Genomic DNA, 15,368 nt, shown 5'->3' on the forward strand with positions numbered 1-15,368 from the left:
ATGACAAAACCATTGCTTGAAGTTGACGATCTTTGGGTGTCGTTTCCCGGTGCCGATCACAACATCGATGTCGTTCGCGGCATCAGCTTTTCCATAGGGCGTGAAAAAGTCGGTATTGTAGGCGAATCCGGTTCCGGTAAGTCGATGACTGGGCGCTCGATCCTCAAGCTGACACCAAAGGCGGCACAAATCCGCGCCAAGAGCCTGCGTTTCGGCGAGATTGACCTGCTGTCAGCCAGCGAACGTCAGATGCGCGGTGTACGTGGCAACCGCATTTCGATGATCCTTCAGGACCCGAAATATTCGCTCAACCCGCTGATCCGTATCGGTGATCAGATCATGGAAGCCTATCGGCTACACCATCGGGTGAAATCGGCGGCGGCACGACAGAAGACAATTGCCATGCTGGAGGCCGTGCATATTCGCGATCCCGAGCGTGTCATGCGTCTGTTCCCGCATGAGATTTCCGGTGGCATGGGCCAGCGGGTGATGATCGCCATGATGCTGATCCCTGAACCGGACATGATTATTGCTGACGAACCGACCTCCGCGCTCGACGTGACTGTGCGGCGTCAGGTTTTGACTGTGCTCGATGAATTGGTCAGCCGTTCAGGTACTGGGTTGATGTTCATCAGCCATGACCTCAACCTGGTGGCGGACTTCTGCGACCGGGTACTGGTTATGTATGCGGGGCGCATCATGGAAGATCTGCCGGCCAAGGACCTACACAAGGCCCGCCATCCCTACACGCAGGCGCTTCTGGCAAGTCTTCCTCGGCTGGATCAGCCGGTCGATATGCTGAAGGTGCCCGAACGCGACAAAAGCTGGCTCACCGAGCCGACGCTGGTGGGAGAAAACTCATGACACATGCCGCCAACTCTCCATTTGTGGATGTTTCAGACCTTTCCATCAGCTTCGGCAAAGGGCGCAAGCGCGCCACTGTCGTCAGGAAGGTAAAGTTTCATATCGAGCGCGGCGAGGCTTATGGCCTGATCGGTGAATCCGGTTGTGGCAAGTCCACGATCCTGCGCGCTCTCGCAGGCCTCATCCCGCACCATCAAGGCAATTTCGTTTTTGATGAACAGAAGATGGGCGGCGAGCGCGACAAAGCGTTTTTCCGTCGTGTCCAGATGGTGTTTCAGGACCCTTATGCTTCGCTGCACCCGCGCAAGCAGGTGCACAAGGTGTTGGCAGAATCGCTTGCCATTCACGACATGGATCGCAAAGACGAGCGTATTCGTGACGTATTGCAGGCGGTCGGTCTCGGCCCAAGTTTCCTTTATCGCTATCCGCATGAATTGTCCGGTGGTCAGCGTCAGCGCGTCGCAATAGCGCGTGCGCTTATCATCGAACCGGATGTGCTGCTTCTCGATGAACCGACATCCGCGCTTGATGTTTCCGTGCAGGCGGAAATTCTCAATCTGCTCAAGGTACTGCGCCGCGAGCGCAATCTCACTTATCTCATGGTTTCGCATGACCTCGCCGTAGTGGCGCATATCTGCGAGCGTGTCGGGGTCATGCACAAGGGCATCATTCTGGAAGAACTGACGGCAGACGATCTTCGTCATTTGCGCGCCAAGGCTGAATATACGCAGGAATTCCTGCAGGCCAGCGTGGAAGCCGTCGCACATAATCAGGCTGGGGAAATACGGGTATGAACTATCATTCGGTGGCCAATCCTGGACAGGAATGGGAACGTTTGAAGAGTCCTGCTGCGGCGGGTTGGTCGGGAGCTGGACTTCGTGCTGTTGATGCTTGCGCGGACCAACAGGAAACCGATGCATTGATGGTCGTCCAAGGTAATAAGATCGTCCACACATATGGTGACATCACACACAAATATCTCTGCCATTCCATTCGCAAGAGCATCCTTGCTGCACTGATGGGGCAGGATGTGGCTGATGGCACCATCGACCTCAGTCTGACGCTGGAACAGCTAGGTATTGATGACAGTGAAGGCTTGAGCGAAGTCGAGAAGCAGGCGACGGTTTATGATCTCCTGACTGCGCGTTCCGGCGTCTATCATCCCGCGGGCTACGAGACGCCTTGGATGCGGATGATCAAGGAAAAGCGCCATTCCCATGCGCCAGGCACCTTCTGGTGTTACAACAACTGGGATTTCAATGCGCTCGGCACTATTTTCGCGCAGTTGACCGGCAAGACCGTACACCAGGCTTTCGATGAGCGTATCGCAAAACCGCTCGGGCTTGAAGATTTCAGACTGGATGGTGACAAGCCGGATGGCTGGCATGATCGCTTTACGGAAAGCCGGCATGCCGCCTACCCGTTCCGTCTGTCGACACGCGATCTGGCGCGCTTCGGCCAGCTTTATCTGCGCAATGGCCGCTGGAACGGTGTATCCGTTCTACCTGACGGGTGGGCGCAGGAATGTGTGATGCCTTACTCTCATGCTGGTGCACGTGGCGCTTATGGCTATATGTGGTGGCTGGAGCGAGACGGCGTGTTCTTCCCCGGTGTGGTGACACCGAAAGGCAGCTATGCAGGCTTCGGCGCTGGCGGCCATTTCTGCATCATATTGCCCGCGCTTGATATGGTGATCGTGCATCGCGTGGATACCGACATTGCTGGGCGCCAGCTCAATCGACACAAGTTCGGGCGTCTTTTGAAGCTCATTCTTGATGCTTTTCAGGGGTAACGTCATGCAGCAGAAGGAGATGACAGTCGCACTGGCGATTGCTTCGGCATGTGCAAAACCAGTGTTGAGTGCCAATGCGCGGGAACTGGCGCGCGATGCCATTTTAGATACCTTGGCCTGTATGGTGGCAGGCCGTGACGACGTCAGCACGAAAAGCGTTGTGAAAGCCTTTGCAGAATTCAGCGCTGGTGGAACTGCTTTGTTGGTTGCGGGAGGAACAGGCAGCCCGATGTTCGCTGCGCTGGTCAATGGTACAGCAGCGCATGCGCTCGATTTCGACGATAATTTCCTGCCCGGTATGAGCCATGCCTCGGCGGTGATCGTGCCCGCTATCCTGGCGCTGACCGATTTAGATGAAACCGCAGGGGGGCGTCTGATCGACGCCTATCTGGCAGGACTGCAGGCGCAGGCGCTGGTAGGCGAGGGCCTGGGACAGGCACATTACACAGCTGGCTGGCACGGAACCTCAACCGTGGGGAGTATTGGCACTGCTGTCGCCACGGCTCATATGCTCGGTCTCGACATCGACACGACCACACAGGCGATCACTATCGCTGCCAGTTTCGCATCCGGCACGAAAGGTCAGTTCGGCACGCTGATCAAGCCGTTTCATGCGGGCATGGCCGCACGCAATGCTGTTGAGGCTGTATTGCTCGCAAAAGCTGGAATGGAGGCACGGCACGATATTCTGGAAGGGGAGCAGGGTATTCGTGAGTTATTTGCAGGGGATCCACGTCTCGGTTGGGATATCGATGATATCCTCACCGATAAGGCGCATGTGATTGAAACGGCCGGTGTCATGCCGAAACGGCACCCTTGCTGTGGGTCAACCCATATGATCGTCGACTCATTGCTTGATCTTAAGGAAGAGCACGGGTTTGATGCCGAGAATGTTGTGGCTGTAGATACATTGGTTGGGATCGCGAACTATCGCAATCTCGCATATACGCAGCCGACCGACCAGATGCAGGCACGCTTCTCAATGCAATATTGCGTCGCACGCGCCTTGCGGCAGGGACATCTGGCACTTGCAGATTTCACCCCAGAGGCTGTGGTTGCTTTCCGGGACGATCCACTGCTCGATGTTATCGCCATGCAAAGTTATTCGATGGAGGAAGAACGGGTATCAGCGGAAAAGCTGCCGCATGTCGCAACCGTTACACTGAAAAACGGACGTGTTTTGCAGGCGTCGCGCAGCTTCGCTGTTGGTACTCTGCAGCAACCTTTCAGTGCCGATGACCGGACGCGGAAATTTCTGGATTGTTGTGCGGCGATTCCGGCCGCAGATAAGATCTTTTTGGATTTGCACGGTCTTGACGATGCGGCAAACCTGAAAGCTGCCGCGGCACTTTTTCCTCGGCCTTGATGTCTTAACTCGGCGCAAGACTTCCGGCGTCGTGGCCACTTTTCTGGGAAACCAGTTGTGAGGCGCGGCGCCAGAAGAGTTCCGCCTGTTTGTTCCTGAATTGGAGTGTTCGGTAAACACGGATTTCGATCAACAAATCGGTGTTTGTTTCACCGGCGCGGACCAGTACGCCGCGCTTCAATTCATCGTCGACAAGGCTTTCCGGTATCCATGCAACACCGTGTCCGGAGACCGCCATTGCCTTGAGCGCAACAGACATTCCGTTTTCGTAAACAGTGTTCAATTGGAAGCCATGTTTCTCAAACAGCCAGGGCAGAGCGAGAGAAAAGAACGAGTTGCCACGATAGCTGAGGAAGTCGATCGGTAGCGACTTTTCCTTCAGGCTATGCAGGGCCTGTCCATTCGGCGTGGGGGCAGAGACCGGAATGACCCTTTCGGTTCCTAATGATAGGAAGGGGTAGTTGCCAAGATCGTCCATCTGCGGAACAGCGGGATGCGCATAAGTCAGGAAGAAGTCGCAATGCCCGCTGACGAGTGTGGAGATATTACCGACGAACGATGAATGCGGATCGGCAAAACGGGCACGGAATGAAGCCCCAGAAGCTTCAATCTGTGCCATCCAATGCGGGAAGAATGTGAGCGACAACGTGTTGAGTGTTGCGAAAGAAATGATTTCCCACGTTGCGCTGTAGCCATCGCTGACACTCTTGCGAGCACTGAGCAACATTTCGAGAGCATCTTGTGCCCGCGGAAGAAAGCATTCTCCTGCCTTTGTCAGGCTTATTGGGTTGGATGACCGATCGACTAGTGGCAGACCAACCCAGTCTTCCAGTTGCTTGATGCGCTTGCTGAGAGCGGACTGCGTGATATTGCGGTCACCTGCAGCACGGGAGTAGCTCCTGTGTTCCGCGAGGCTGACGAAATCTTCCAGCCATTTTAGTTCCATAGTCTGTACCAATGCATCGGATAAGCGAAAATGATCCCGCCCTGATCTGTAACGCGATCCGGCTCGATTAAGTTAGAACCCATCCGATGTTCTTGATCAAACGATAATCTGACTGATAGTAATAAACAGATAGAATTACCCACCTGATTGCCTTTACATCGAGTCGCGTACGCGCTCCCATGCCTTGGTCAAATGGCGTCCCAATACTTCAGACAGTCGGGTCGCGTCGCGGGCTTCCAGCGCCTCGATCATTTCTCGGTGCTCAGATACAGCCGCCGCCCATTTCTCGGCGCCTTCGTGGCCGACGAAACGAATCCGTTTCAATCTCGTCTGCAGCATCTGGTGAATGTCAGCCAGCGTGGGGTTCTGGGCAAGGCGAACGATGGCGAGATGAATCTGCTGGTTCAGTTTGTAATATTGCAGTCGGTCAGCATGCTTGTAGCGTTCGATCATTTCATCGTGCAGCGAACGAACCTCGGCGATTTCCTTGTCGGTCGCAAGCTCGCAGGCGAGTTTCCCAGCAAGTTCTTCCAGAGTACGCAGGACGGTGAGCATGTCCCTGACATCAGCTGCACTGAACCGTTTCACAACAGCACCGCGGCTTGGAACAAGCTCGACGAGTCCCTCGCTGGCCAGATACTTGATCGCCTCACGCAACGGTGTCCGGGACACGCCGAGTTGTTCTCCGAGCTGGCCTTCATGCAGGCGCGTGCCTGGCTCCAGCTGCCCTTCGATAATCATGTCGCGCAGATGGTTGACGAGCATATCGTGCAAGGCAGTGCGGCGGAACGCTTGTGAGCCGTTGTCGGCTTGCCCGGTTTTCTGAATTTCGTCCATCGGCCTTTTTCTCAAAGAGTGGTTTCGAATCCTCATCGCACCAACTGAGGCGAAGATGGCTGGCCAGCTTTCAACCGTCAACATAAAATGCTGCATACAGAATACAAAATGCTTGCGTCGTACGGAGGGCTGTCCTATGAATGCTGTATACAGAATGCAGACGAGGAGGATGCTAATGACCGTTACTGGCGCTGAACCGAGCGTGATCGCGCTTGCAATGGGGGATCCAGCTGGTGTCAGTCCAGAGCTGACAGCCCGTCTGCTCGCTTTGCCGGATGTCAGAAAAGAAGCGCATATCATCGTCTTCGGTGATCGCCGCATTCTGGACGAAGGTGCGTATATCGCAGGTGTTAAACTTGATCTGCAGGATGCCAACCTCGAAAATGCACCTAACATGCCGGTCGGCAAACACGTCTTCGTTGACTTGAAGAATCTCGATCCGAAGGATGTTGTGCGTAGCGAAGCCACGCTGGTTGGCGGAACTTTCGCAACCCAGAACTTTCGTACCGCACTGAAATTTGCCGATGCTGGACATGCGCAGGCTGTTTGTTTTACGCCGTTCAACAAGCAGGCGATGCGGTTCGCTTATCCGGGTTACGACGACGAAATCCGCTTTGTTGCCGATGTGCTGAGCTTCACAGGCAAGGTGCGTGAGTTCAACGTTCTGGAGAAAGTCTGGAACGCGCGCGTGACGTCGCATATTCCGCTCAAGGATGTAGCCTCGACCCTGACTGTTGAAGGAATTCTCGCCGAGCTGGAACTGGCTTGGGCGTGCCTGAAGAAAGCGGGATACGACAATCCGAAGATTGCAGTGGCCGGGCTCAACCCACATGCCGGTGATGGCGGCAGCTTTGGCATGGAAGAAATCGACATTATTGAGCCTGCTGTAAGGGCAGCGAAGGCCAAGGGTTTCGACGTCGATGGCCCGTTTCCGGCTGACACAGTGTTCCTGCGTGCGCTGAAAGATGATTTTCAGGCGGTGCTGACCATGTATCACGATCAGGGTCAGATCGCGATGAAGCTGATGGGCTTCGACAAAGGTGTGACAATGATGGGCGGATTGCCATTCCCGCTTTGCACGCCGGCCCATGGAACAGCGTACGATATTGCTGGAAAGGGCATCGCCGACGTGGGAGCCACGCGCGAAGCGATCCTGCTCGCGGCACGAATGGCGAAAAGAGCAGCAGCACTTTCAGACGCTGCCTGATTTTTGTCATTTTGACACTATCGGCATGGGGGGAGGCCCATGCCGCTTAACTGGGAGGATAGACCATGAAGAAGTCTTTGCACATTGCCTGCCTGGCAGCAGGAGTGGCAATAATCGCATCATCCGCTCTGGCATTCGAGCCGACACGGCCGGTGGAGTTTGTCGTGACTGCAGGACCGGGCGGCGGCACAGATATTTTCGCGCGTACGATCCAGTCGATCATCGGCAAGTATGACCTGATGAGTGCGCCAATCGTCGTCACAAACAAGGGCAGCGCGGGCGGAGCAGAAGGTTTTGTCTACACTGCCGGCTATAAGGGCGATCCATACAAGCTCGCTTTCGGCACGAACAACGCCTATCTTTTGCCGGTGCGCGCAAAGGTTCCTTATAAATCGGCAGATCTGGTCCCAGTTTCGGCACTGGCTTCGGATGAATTCATTCTTTGGGTCAACGGAAAGTCTGAATTCAAGACAGCCGCAGAGTTCATCGCCAAGGCGAAAGATGATGCGGGCCTGAAGGTTGGCGGCAGCCAGTCCAAGGACGTTGACCAGATTTTGACATCCATGATCAACGATGCCACGGGCTCGAAACTCGGCTACATCCCGTTCAAAAGCGGTGGCGAAGCTGCCGTCCAGCTCGCGGGGGAGCACATTGCTGCCAACGTCAACAATCCCAGCGAGAATCTTGGCCAATGGCAGGCAGGCATGGTGAAGCCGCTTTGCGTTTTCAAGGGCGAAAAGCTCAAAGGTGACGGCAAGATTGCTGGCGATATGGGGTGGAGCGATATCCCAACCTGCAAGGAAGCGGGGATTACAATCGAAAATTACGCCATGCCGCGTACTGTATGGCTTCCTGCGGGCGTTGATCAGGACGTCGTTGATTACTATGCAGGCGTACTCAAGAAGGTTGCCGAAACACCTGAATGGGCGAAGTATCTTGCCGATAGTTCGCAATCTGCCGCCTATATGAGCGGTAATGAACTCTCATCCTTTATCAAGAACGATGAAACAGCGGTAACGGCCGTGCTGAAGCGTGAAGGCTGGCTTGCCAACTGACGTTTCGTGTATTTGTGCAGACGCCGCCGGCGTCTGCACCATTCATTGAAGGAGCTTATCCAATGAGTGACAAAGGCGAGGCCGGAATTTCCCGCTTCATCGTCGAGGCGAGCGTAGCTCTTTTGACGGGTGGGTTGGGAGCGGTGGTCTGTTATGGCTCACTACAGGCTGGTACAGGCTGGACGGAAATGGGCCCGGATGCAGGTTATTTTCCGTTCTACATCGGGCTACTGATCATGTTCGGAAGCACGGTCAATCTCGTTCTGGCATTTGTAAAACATCGTGGTAGCGGAGAAGTATTCGTTGAACTCTCTCGGTTGAAACCTGTTCTCGGTTTCGCCTTGCCGCTGGTTGCCTTCGCTGCCATATCGACGGTTCTCGGACTATATGTCGGTACCGCGCTCTACATCGCTGCAGCGATGATGTTTCAGGGGCGCTACAAATGGTGGGCTTCATTGCCAGCCGGTATTGCCGTTTCCCTCTTCTTTTTCGTCATTTTTGAAATCGGCTTCAAGGTTCCGCTCCTTAAAGGTCCGGTGGAGGCTTTCTTCGGCATTTATTGATACCGGAAAGTCCGATGTCTTGGGAGGAAAGACATGGAAAACTTCAGTCTCCTGATGGATGGCTTCGCCCACATACTCAGTTTCAATCATGTTTTGCTGATGATGCTGGGTGTAACGCTTGGAATTTTGGTTGGTGTCCTGCCGGGATTGGGTGCGCCCAATGGTGTTTCCCTGCTTTTGCCACTGACTTTTACAATGGACCCCATCTCCGCGATCATTCTGTTGTCCTGTATGTATTGGGGGGCATTGTTCGGTGGATCAACCACGTCCATTCTTTTCAATATTCCGGGCGAGCCTTCGTCCGTTGCCACCACTTTCGATGGATATCCGATGGCGAAGGCCGGACATGCGAGCCGCGCCCTGACGCTGGCATTCGTTTCGGCTGGCATCGGCGCGCTGGCTGGTGTGGTGATGATTACACTGCTCTCTAGTTGGGTTGCCAATTTCGCCCTGCGATTTTCATCGCCAGAGTATTTCGCTGTTTATTTTCTGGCTTTCGCCAGCTTTATATCCATGGGTGCTCAATCGCCCTTCAAGACGCTCGTTTCCATGATGATCGGTTTTGCCTTTGCCTCGGTGGGCATGGACACTATCTCCGGCAATTTGCGCCTGACATTTGAAATACCGGAACTCATCAAGGGTATCTCCTTTCTGATTGCAGTGATGGGCCTGTTCGGGATCGGCGAACTGTTGCTGACGACGGAGGAGGGGCTGCGCTTTGATGGCATCAAGGCACGGGTGCGTCTCGGTGAGATCGGGCGCACGCTACTGGAGATACCGCGTTACTGGTTCACGCTTGCACGCTCAACGCTGATCGGTATCTGGATGGGCATAACGCCCGCCGGACCAACGGCTGCATCCTTTATGAGCTATGGCGTGGCTCGTCGTTCTGCCCGCGATAAATCGAAGTTCGGCAAGGGGGACCCGCGCGGTATCGTGGCTCCGGAAACCGCTGACCATTCTGCCGGTACATCTGCGCTTCTCCCCATGCTGGCACTTGGTGTTCCGGGTTCGGCTACCGCTGCTGTGATGATGGGCGGCCTAATGATCTGGGGCCTCACTCCCGGCCCGACATTGTTCACGGATCGCCCGGATTTCGTCTGGGGTCTGATTGCATCCATGTATCTCGGCAATATTGTCGCCGTTATTCTGGTCATTGCGACCGTGCCGCTCTACGCATCTATTCTGCGCGTGCCGTTCTCGATCATCGGGCCGATCATTGTCGCGGTCATTTTCTCCGGCGCTTATCAGGTCGCCAACTCGATAACCGACGTCTGGCTGGTGATCGCATTTGGCGTGCTGGGCTATATCTTCAAGAAACTCGACTATCCGCTGGCACCGTTGGTTCTAGCCATGGTTCTCGGAGACAAGGCAGAAGATGCATTCCGTCAGTCGATGATGATGTCCAGCGGTCAGCTTTCGATATTCTGGTCGAATGGCCTGGTTGCATCGCTGATGACGCTCGGCGTCTTCCTGCTTGTTTCACCCGCCATCTTCTGGGGCATTGGCAAACTGCGTAGCCGGAAACCCGAAATTCCCTCCGGTAACGGCAACGTGGCCTGATGTCGATGGATCACGCAAAAGAACAGGAATGTAAGTTGCAACAGACGATTTCCAAATGGACACGCGAAACCTGGCCAATTGCAGCAGCGATGATCCAGTATCCCAATATGCTGCCGGACGGCAGTTCGGTGCAGGATCAGTCGGTGGAAGATTGGGCCCGCACTTTGTCCGATGTTGCGGATGCAGGGTTTACCGAACTTGATCCGACCGACAGCTGGCTGCGACTGGCTGACTTGTCATCGATTCGTCTCAGTGAATTTATGGCGGTCGTCAAATCGCTCGGCTTTACTATTCCTGCAATTTCGACGTCGCGACGCAGCGTGATCGACGCACAACACGGCGACGAATATCTGGCTTATGGTCACAGGGTCATCGACACCGCTAAGGAAATTGGCGCGAGCTGCGTTTCCTTCGGGCTTTTTGAACCGCTGACGGACGCTCAAAAACAGGCATTGTGGTTCTGGACGGTCGATGGTGCTAAGAACCCGGACGATCCGGCTGTGTGGAACAAGGCTGTTGAGCGAATTCGTGAACTCGGTCGCCATGCGGATGAGCTTGGTATAGAGCTGTCGCTTGAAATGTACGAAGATACCTATCTTGGCACTGCGGACAGTTCAGTCCGTTTCGTTGAGGAAGTTGGCCTCGACAATGTCGGGATCAATGCCGATCTTGGCAATCTCATCCGTCTGCACCGTCCGGTCGAACATTGGCAGAAGATGATGGAGAAGGTGGCGCCTTACGCAAAGTTCTGGCACGTCAAGAATTACACCCGTACGGAAGACCCAGCATCCGGTGTGACCGTCACGCATCCAGCTCCCCTTGAAAGCGGGATCATCAATTATCGCACAGCTATCAGGATGGCGCTGGATCACGGTTTTGCCAGCCCCTTCTTATGCGAACATTATGGTGGCGACGGGCTCTCCGTTTCGGCTACAAATCGTGACTACCTGCGCCGCATCCTGCCACGCGGCTAATGACCCAGACCAAGGACTGTTTCAATGACGACGATTTTCGACGCGCCGGAGGAGTTTGCCTCGACCGCTCTTGCCGGGTTTGCCAGTATCTATAACCGCTATGTTCGCCACGTGCGTGGCGGCGTTGTTCGTTCCACAAAGGTGCCTCAAGGTAAAGTTGCTGTGGTTGTCGGAGGTGGCTCGGGTCATTACCCGGCATTTGCTGGTTACGTCGGGCCGGGCTTGGCGGATGCAGCAGTTGCTGGTGACGTATTTGCTTCGCCTTCCACTGCGGCAGTGGCGCGCGTCTGCCGACAGGCGCACAAGGGCGGCGGTATTCTGCTGGGATTCGGCAATTACGCCGGAGACGTTCTTAATTTCGGCGTTGCTGCCGAACGCTTGCGTGCCGAAGGTATTGATGTCCGTATCGTACCCGTAACCGACGATGTGGCTAGCGCTCCGGCTGATATGCATGAGAAGCGGCGCGGCATTGCCGGAGATCTGGTTGTGTTCAAAATCGCGGGTGCCGCTGCCGAAGCCGGTCTGTCACTGGACGAAGTCGAACGGCTGTCACGCCACGCGAACGCGAACACTGTCTCCTTTGGCGTTGCCTTCAAAGGCTGCACCTTGCCGGGCGCACCGCACCCGCTCTTTACGGTACCGGAAGGCCAGATGGCGCTTGGTCTCGGCATTCACGGCGAACCGGGGATCAAGGAGGAGGCGATCCTGCCTGCCTCCGGTCTGGCAAGCCTGCTGGTGGAAAAACTTCTGGCGGAACGTCCAAAAGGAACGCAAAAAGTTGGCGTTATCCTGAATGGCCTCGGTGCGACCAAATACGAAGAACTGTTTGTCCTGTGGACGGCGATCGCATCGCTGCTGGAAAAAGCCGGTCTCGATACTGTAGCACCGGAAGCGGGTGAATTTGTCACCAGCCTTGATATGCAGGGCTGTTCACTGACCCTTCTTTGGCTCGATGACGAACTCGAGCGCTACTGGACCGCAGCTTGCGATACTCCGGTTCTACGTCGCGGCGAAGCGATCGCAGTCGAGCCTGCGAACAATGTCATTGCCAACGAGGATGCAGCCCCCGATTTTGCTAAGGCGGATGAAGCCGGGCGTGCCGGTGGCGTTTGCATTCAGGGAATTTTGCACGCCGTCGCAGACGTGTTGGTCGAGGCTGAAGAAGAACTGGGCCGCATCGATGCCTTCGCCGGCGACGGTGATCACGGTCAGGGCATGCGACGTGGCTCTGCAGCTGCAAAAGATGCAGCTGATCAGGCCGTCAAGGCTGGGGCCGGGACCGCAAGCGTATTGGCTGTTGCAGGCGATGCCTGGGCAGATCGGGCCGGAGGGACCTCCGGAGCTCTGTGGGGGCTTCTGTTGCGCTCGTGGAGCGCGGAGCTCTCCGATAATGGCAACATTGATGATGGTGCAGTCGTTCGCGGTGGCAGGCGCGCGCTTGATGCCGTAACAACCCTCGGCCGCGCGAAACCCGGCGACAAGACATTGGTGGATGCATTTGTGCCTTTCGTGGAAACGCTCGAAAACGCATTTGCATCGGGAAAACCACTTGCTGATGCATGGAAACAAGCCGCTGAAGTCGCCAAGGTGGCTGCGGAAGCGACAGCTCCGCTTACTCCGAAACTCGGTCGGGCAAGACCGTTGGCAGAAAAGAGCATTGGCCATCCCGACGCAGGCGCCATTTCACTGGCTCTGGTCGCAGAAATCGTCGGCAAGAAACTGAAAAGCTGAATTGTCAATCAGGCGGGCTGGTTCGAAGCCGGCCCACCTGACAGGCATTAAATGATTGTCTAAATAGCAATCAGGACGGGAGGATCTGGTAGAAATTATCAAGTTTTCCCGGCTTTGAGTGGGCTACCAGCATGACCAGTTTTTCCTGATCGAACACGCGAAACCAATCTTCCCATTCCACGACTTCAAGACCGCCAGCATCCAAGGGTCGTTCGACATCGGCGACGAATTCCGGTTCGAAAACAATTCGCAAAACGGGCACTGCATCGGGGTCTATGGAAGTGCTGACAAAAGCCGGGTTTCCATTGCGAGCGGCCACCCAGTCCCGAATGGCTTCATGCGTATCTAGGGTGATCGTTTCACTCATCGGGAGCATTCCTCTGGTTGCTATCATTAAGGGCATCTTTGGCTCGGCTGGCGGACGAGTCAAATGCAAGCTTTCGTAATGTGCCATGATATTCAGATAGGTCCGCCCAGGTTTCTGAAAAGACACTGCTCCGTTCACTTTCTTCATGAATCTGCAATCGGGGTGAAATCTTTCAGTCCATCCTGTTGACGACGGCTGTGCGTTCATTCATGTCGTAAACCGACTATCTGCTGTTACAGCTTGGAAATCCCCAAAATGACTGAACGTCTCTCTCTCGCACGCGACCGCATCAATGTTCTTCTACTGGAGGGCATCAATCAAACGGCCGTCGATTACTTCAAAGCTTCCGGTTACACCAATGTCACGCATCTGCCGAAGGCGCTGGATAAAGCCGATCTGATTGAAGCGATTTCGTCTGCGCATATCGTCGGAATTCGTTCGCGGACGCAGCTGACTGAAGAGATTTTTGCCGCGGCTAACCGCCTGATTGCAGTGGGTTGCTTCTCGGTTGGAACTAATCAGGTTGAATTGAAAGCTGCCCGCAAGCGCGGCATTCCGGTCTTCAACGCACCATTTTCGAATACCCGTTCGGTCGCAGAACTGGTGATTGGCGAAATCATCATGCTGATGCGCCGGATTTTCCCACGCTCCGTCTCCGCACATGCAGGCGGTTGGGACAAAACGGCAAACGGCAGCCGCGAAGTGCGCGGCAAGACGCTTGGTATCATCGGTTATGGCAATATCGGTTCGCAGGTCGGCAATCTGGCCGAAAGCCTCGGCATGACGGTGCGCTACTTCGATACTTCCGACAAGCTGCAATATGGTAATGTCAAACCGGCTGCGAGCCTCGATGAGCTGCTGAAGATTTCGGATGTCGTCAGCCTGCACGTGCCGTCCAACAAGTCGACTTCGAAGCTGATTACCGAAGCGAAACTGCGCAAGATGAAGAAGGAAGCCTTTCTCATCAACAATGCGCGCGGTACGGTTGTTGATCTGGAGGCTCTGGCGAAGGTTCTGCAGGAAGGTCACCTTGCAGGCGCTGCCATTGACGTGTTCCCGGTTGAACCAGCCTCCAACAACGACAGGTTTGTCTCCCCGATTCAGGGGCTGGAGAACGTCATTCTCACACCGCACATCGGCGGATCGACAGAAGAAGCGCAGGAACGTATCGGTTTGGAAGTCACCAGAAAACTGGTCGAATATTCTGATGTCGGTTCCACGCTGGGCGCTGTCAACTTCCCGCAAGTCCAACTGCCGCCGCGTCCCACAGGTACGCGCTTCATGCACGTGCATGAAAACCGCCCGGGCATCCTCAACAGCCTCGTGAATGTTTTCTCGACGCATAACATCAACATCGCCAGTCAGTTTCTGCAAACCGATGGCGAAGTGGGTTATCTTGTGATGGAAGCAGACGGCGTCGGTGAGGCCAGCGAAACGGTTCTGCAAGCCATTCGCGAAATTCCCGGCACGATCCGGGCCCGTCTGCTCTATTGAGTGTATTTCGCAGCGCCAACTATCTCTGGCGCTGCGATTTCTCAAAACGTTTGATGAGGCGGTCTCGACGCAATCGCGAGAGGCGCTGAATCCAGAAAATACCGTCGAGCTGGTCTATTTCGTGCTGATGGCAAACGGCGAGCAAGCCTTCCGATTCCTCGGTTTGCTCGGTGCCACTCAGGTCTTGATGGCGAATTTTGATGCGGGCGTGGCGCTCGACGTCGTCGACTACGCCCGGCATCGAAACGCTACCTTCCTGATGATGGATTTTTTCGTCCGAAGCCCAGACTATTTCCGGATTCACATAGAATTTCGGGCTTGGCTCGGTCGGTAGTTCTAAAACCACCAAACGTTTCGATATGCCGACATGTGGCGCGGTGATACCGATGCCCGGTGCTGCGCGCATTGTATCGAGAAGATCGGTGCCTAATTCCTGCAAAGCGCTGTCGAACAGGGTGATCGGCTCGGCAATAGCGCGCAGTCGTTTATCCGGATAGCATACAATCGGGCGAACAGTCATCGGACCTCACATTCTGCACGCGGATAGACCTCGTATCCGCACACGATCTTTTGGCCGATTTTCACTGTGACTTGCAAACACTATCGCAG

Annotated in this window: 15 protein-coding genes; 11 read left to right on the top strand and 4 right to left on the bottom strand. The window is 55.2% G+C overall.

The genetic code is table 11. The features are described 5' to 3' along the window. From AC1RHM_RS10100 to AC1RHM_RS10115, 4 genes are read left to right on the top strand one after another with little or no spacing between them, the layout of a single operon-like run. On the top strand, positions 1-864 hold the full coding sequence (locus AC1RHM_RS10100) for an ABC transporter ATP-binding protein (RefSeq protein WP_010661723.1): 864 nt from the start codon (positions 1-3) through the stop codon (positions 862-864). After that, a complete protein-coding gene (locus AC1RHM_RS10105; protein ID WP_010661724.1) occupies positions 861-1,658 on the top strand; it encodes an ABC transporter ATP-binding protein in 798 nt (265 codons plus the stop codon). The genes AC1RHM_RS10100 and AC1RHM_RS10105 overlap by 4 nt, the downstream gene beginning before the upstream one ends. After that, entirely contained in the window at positions 1,655-2,656 is a 1,002-nt protein-coding gene (locus tag AC1RHM_RS10110; RefSeq protein ID WP_010661725.1) for a serine hydrolase domain-containing protein, read from the top strand. The genes AC1RHM_RS10105 and AC1RHM_RS10110 overlap by 4 nt, the downstream gene beginning before the upstream one ends. A gap of 4 nt (positions 2,657-2,660) precedes the next feature. Continuing rightward, positions 2,661-4,022 carry an MmgE/PrpD family protein gene (locus AC1RHM_RS10115; protein ID WP_151577131.1) on the top strand — a complete coding sequence of 454 codons (1,362 nt, stop codon included), beginning with the start codon at positions 2,661-2,663 and terminating at the stop codon, positions 4,020-4,022. Between the two features lie 4 nt (positions 4,023-4,026). Here the strand turns inward: AC1RHM_RS10115 and AC1RHM_RS10120 are convergent, their stop codons facing one another. Together AC1RHM_RS10120 and AC1RHM_RS10125 are read right to left on the bottom strand one after the other, a co-directional pair. Beyond that, the gene (locus tag AC1RHM_RS10120) at positions 4,027-4,968 is read right to left on the bottom strand and encodes a LysR family transcriptional regulator (RefSeq protein WP_010661727.1); all 942 of its coding nucleotides are present in this window, start codon (positions 4,966-4,968) and stop codon (positions 4,027-4,029) included. Between the two features lie 153 nt (positions 4,969-5,121). Further along, entirely contained in the window at positions 5,122-5,805 is a 684-nt protein-coding gene (locus AC1RHM_RS10125) for a GntR family transcriptional regulator (RefSeq protein ID WP_010661728.1), read from the bottom strand. A 175-nt stretch (positions 5,806-5,980) separates the two neighbouring features. On the opposite strand from AC1RHM_RS10125, the gene AC1RHM_RS10130 reads away from it, so the two are divergent. From AC1RHM_RS10130 to AC1RHM_RS10155, 6 genes are all read left to right on the top strand, one after another. Further along, the gene (locus AC1RHM_RS10130; protein ID WP_010661729.1) at positions 5,981-7,012 is read left to right on the top strand and encodes a 4-hydroxythreonine-4-phosphate dehydrogenase PdxA; all 1,032 of its coding nucleotides are present in this window, start codon (positions 5,981-5,983) and stop codon (positions 7,010-7,012) included. 65 nt (positions 7,013-7,077) lie between these two features. Then, positions 7,078-8,067 (top strand): Bug family tripartite tricarboxylate transporter substrate binding protein, encoded by a 990-nt coding sequence (locus AC1RHM_RS10135; protein WP_010661730.1) that lies wholly within the window; start codon positions 7,078-7,080, stop codon positions 8,065-8,067. 62 nt (positions 8,068-8,129) lie between these two features. Continuing rightward, on the top strand, positions 8,130-8,630 hold the full coding sequence (locus tag AC1RHM_RS10140) for a tripartite tricarboxylate transporter TctB family protein (protein WP_010661731.1): 501 nt from the start codon (positions 8,130-8,132) through the stop codon (positions 8,628-8,630). Between the two features lie 33 nt (positions 8,631-8,663). Further along, a complete protein-coding gene (locus AC1RHM_RS10145; RefSeq protein WP_010661732.1) occupies positions 8,664-10,193 on the top strand; it encodes a tripartite tricarboxylate transporter permease in 1,530 nt (509 codons plus the stop codon). Continuing rightward, complete coding sequence (locus tag AC1RHM_RS10150) at positions 10,193-11,167, top strand: sugar phosphate isomerase/epimerase family protein (protein WP_010661733.1); 975 nt, start codon at positions 10,193-10,195, stop codon at positions 11,165-11,167. Before AC1RHM_RS10145 ends, AC1RHM_RS10150 begins: the two co-directional genes overlap by 1 nt. 24 nt (positions 11,168-11,191) lie before the next feature. After that, the gene (locus tag AC1RHM_RS10155; protein WP_010661734.1) at positions 11,192-12,898 is read left to right on the top strand and encodes a dihydroxyacetone kinase family protein; all 1,707 of its coding nucleotides are present in this window, start codon (positions 11,192-11,194) and stop codon (positions 12,896-12,898) included. Positions 12,899-12,968: 70 nt separating this feature from the next. Here AC1RHM_RS10155 and AC1RHM_RS10160 read toward each other — a convergent pair whose 3' ends face one another. After that, positions 12,969-13,265, bottom strand: a complete 297-nt coding sequence (locus AC1RHM_RS10160; RefSeq protein ID WP_010661735.1) for a hypothetical protein — start codon at positions 13,263-13,265, stop codon at positions 12,969-12,971. A 255-nt stretch (positions 13,266-13,520) separates the two neighbouring features. Here AC1RHM_RS10160 and serA point away from each other — a divergent pair, with 255 nt between their 5' ends. After that, on the top strand, positions 13,521-14,759 hold the full coding sequence (gene serA, locus AC1RHM_RS10165) for a phosphoglycerate dehydrogenase (RefSeq protein ID WP_010661736.1): 1,239 nt from the start codon (positions 13,521-13,523) through the stop codon (positions 14,757-14,759). Between the two features lie 19 nt (positions 14,760-14,778). Here the strand turns inward: serA and AC1RHM_RS10170 are convergent, their stop codons facing one another. After that, complete coding sequence (locus AC1RHM_RS10170) at positions 14,779-15,279, bottom strand: peptide deformylase (protein WP_010661737.1); 501 nt, start codon at positions 15,277-15,279, stop codon at positions 14,779-14,781. Positions 15,280-15,368 lie beyond the last annotated feature (89 nt).

Source organism: Brucella sp. GW823-FHT04E01 (assembly GCF_058796175.1).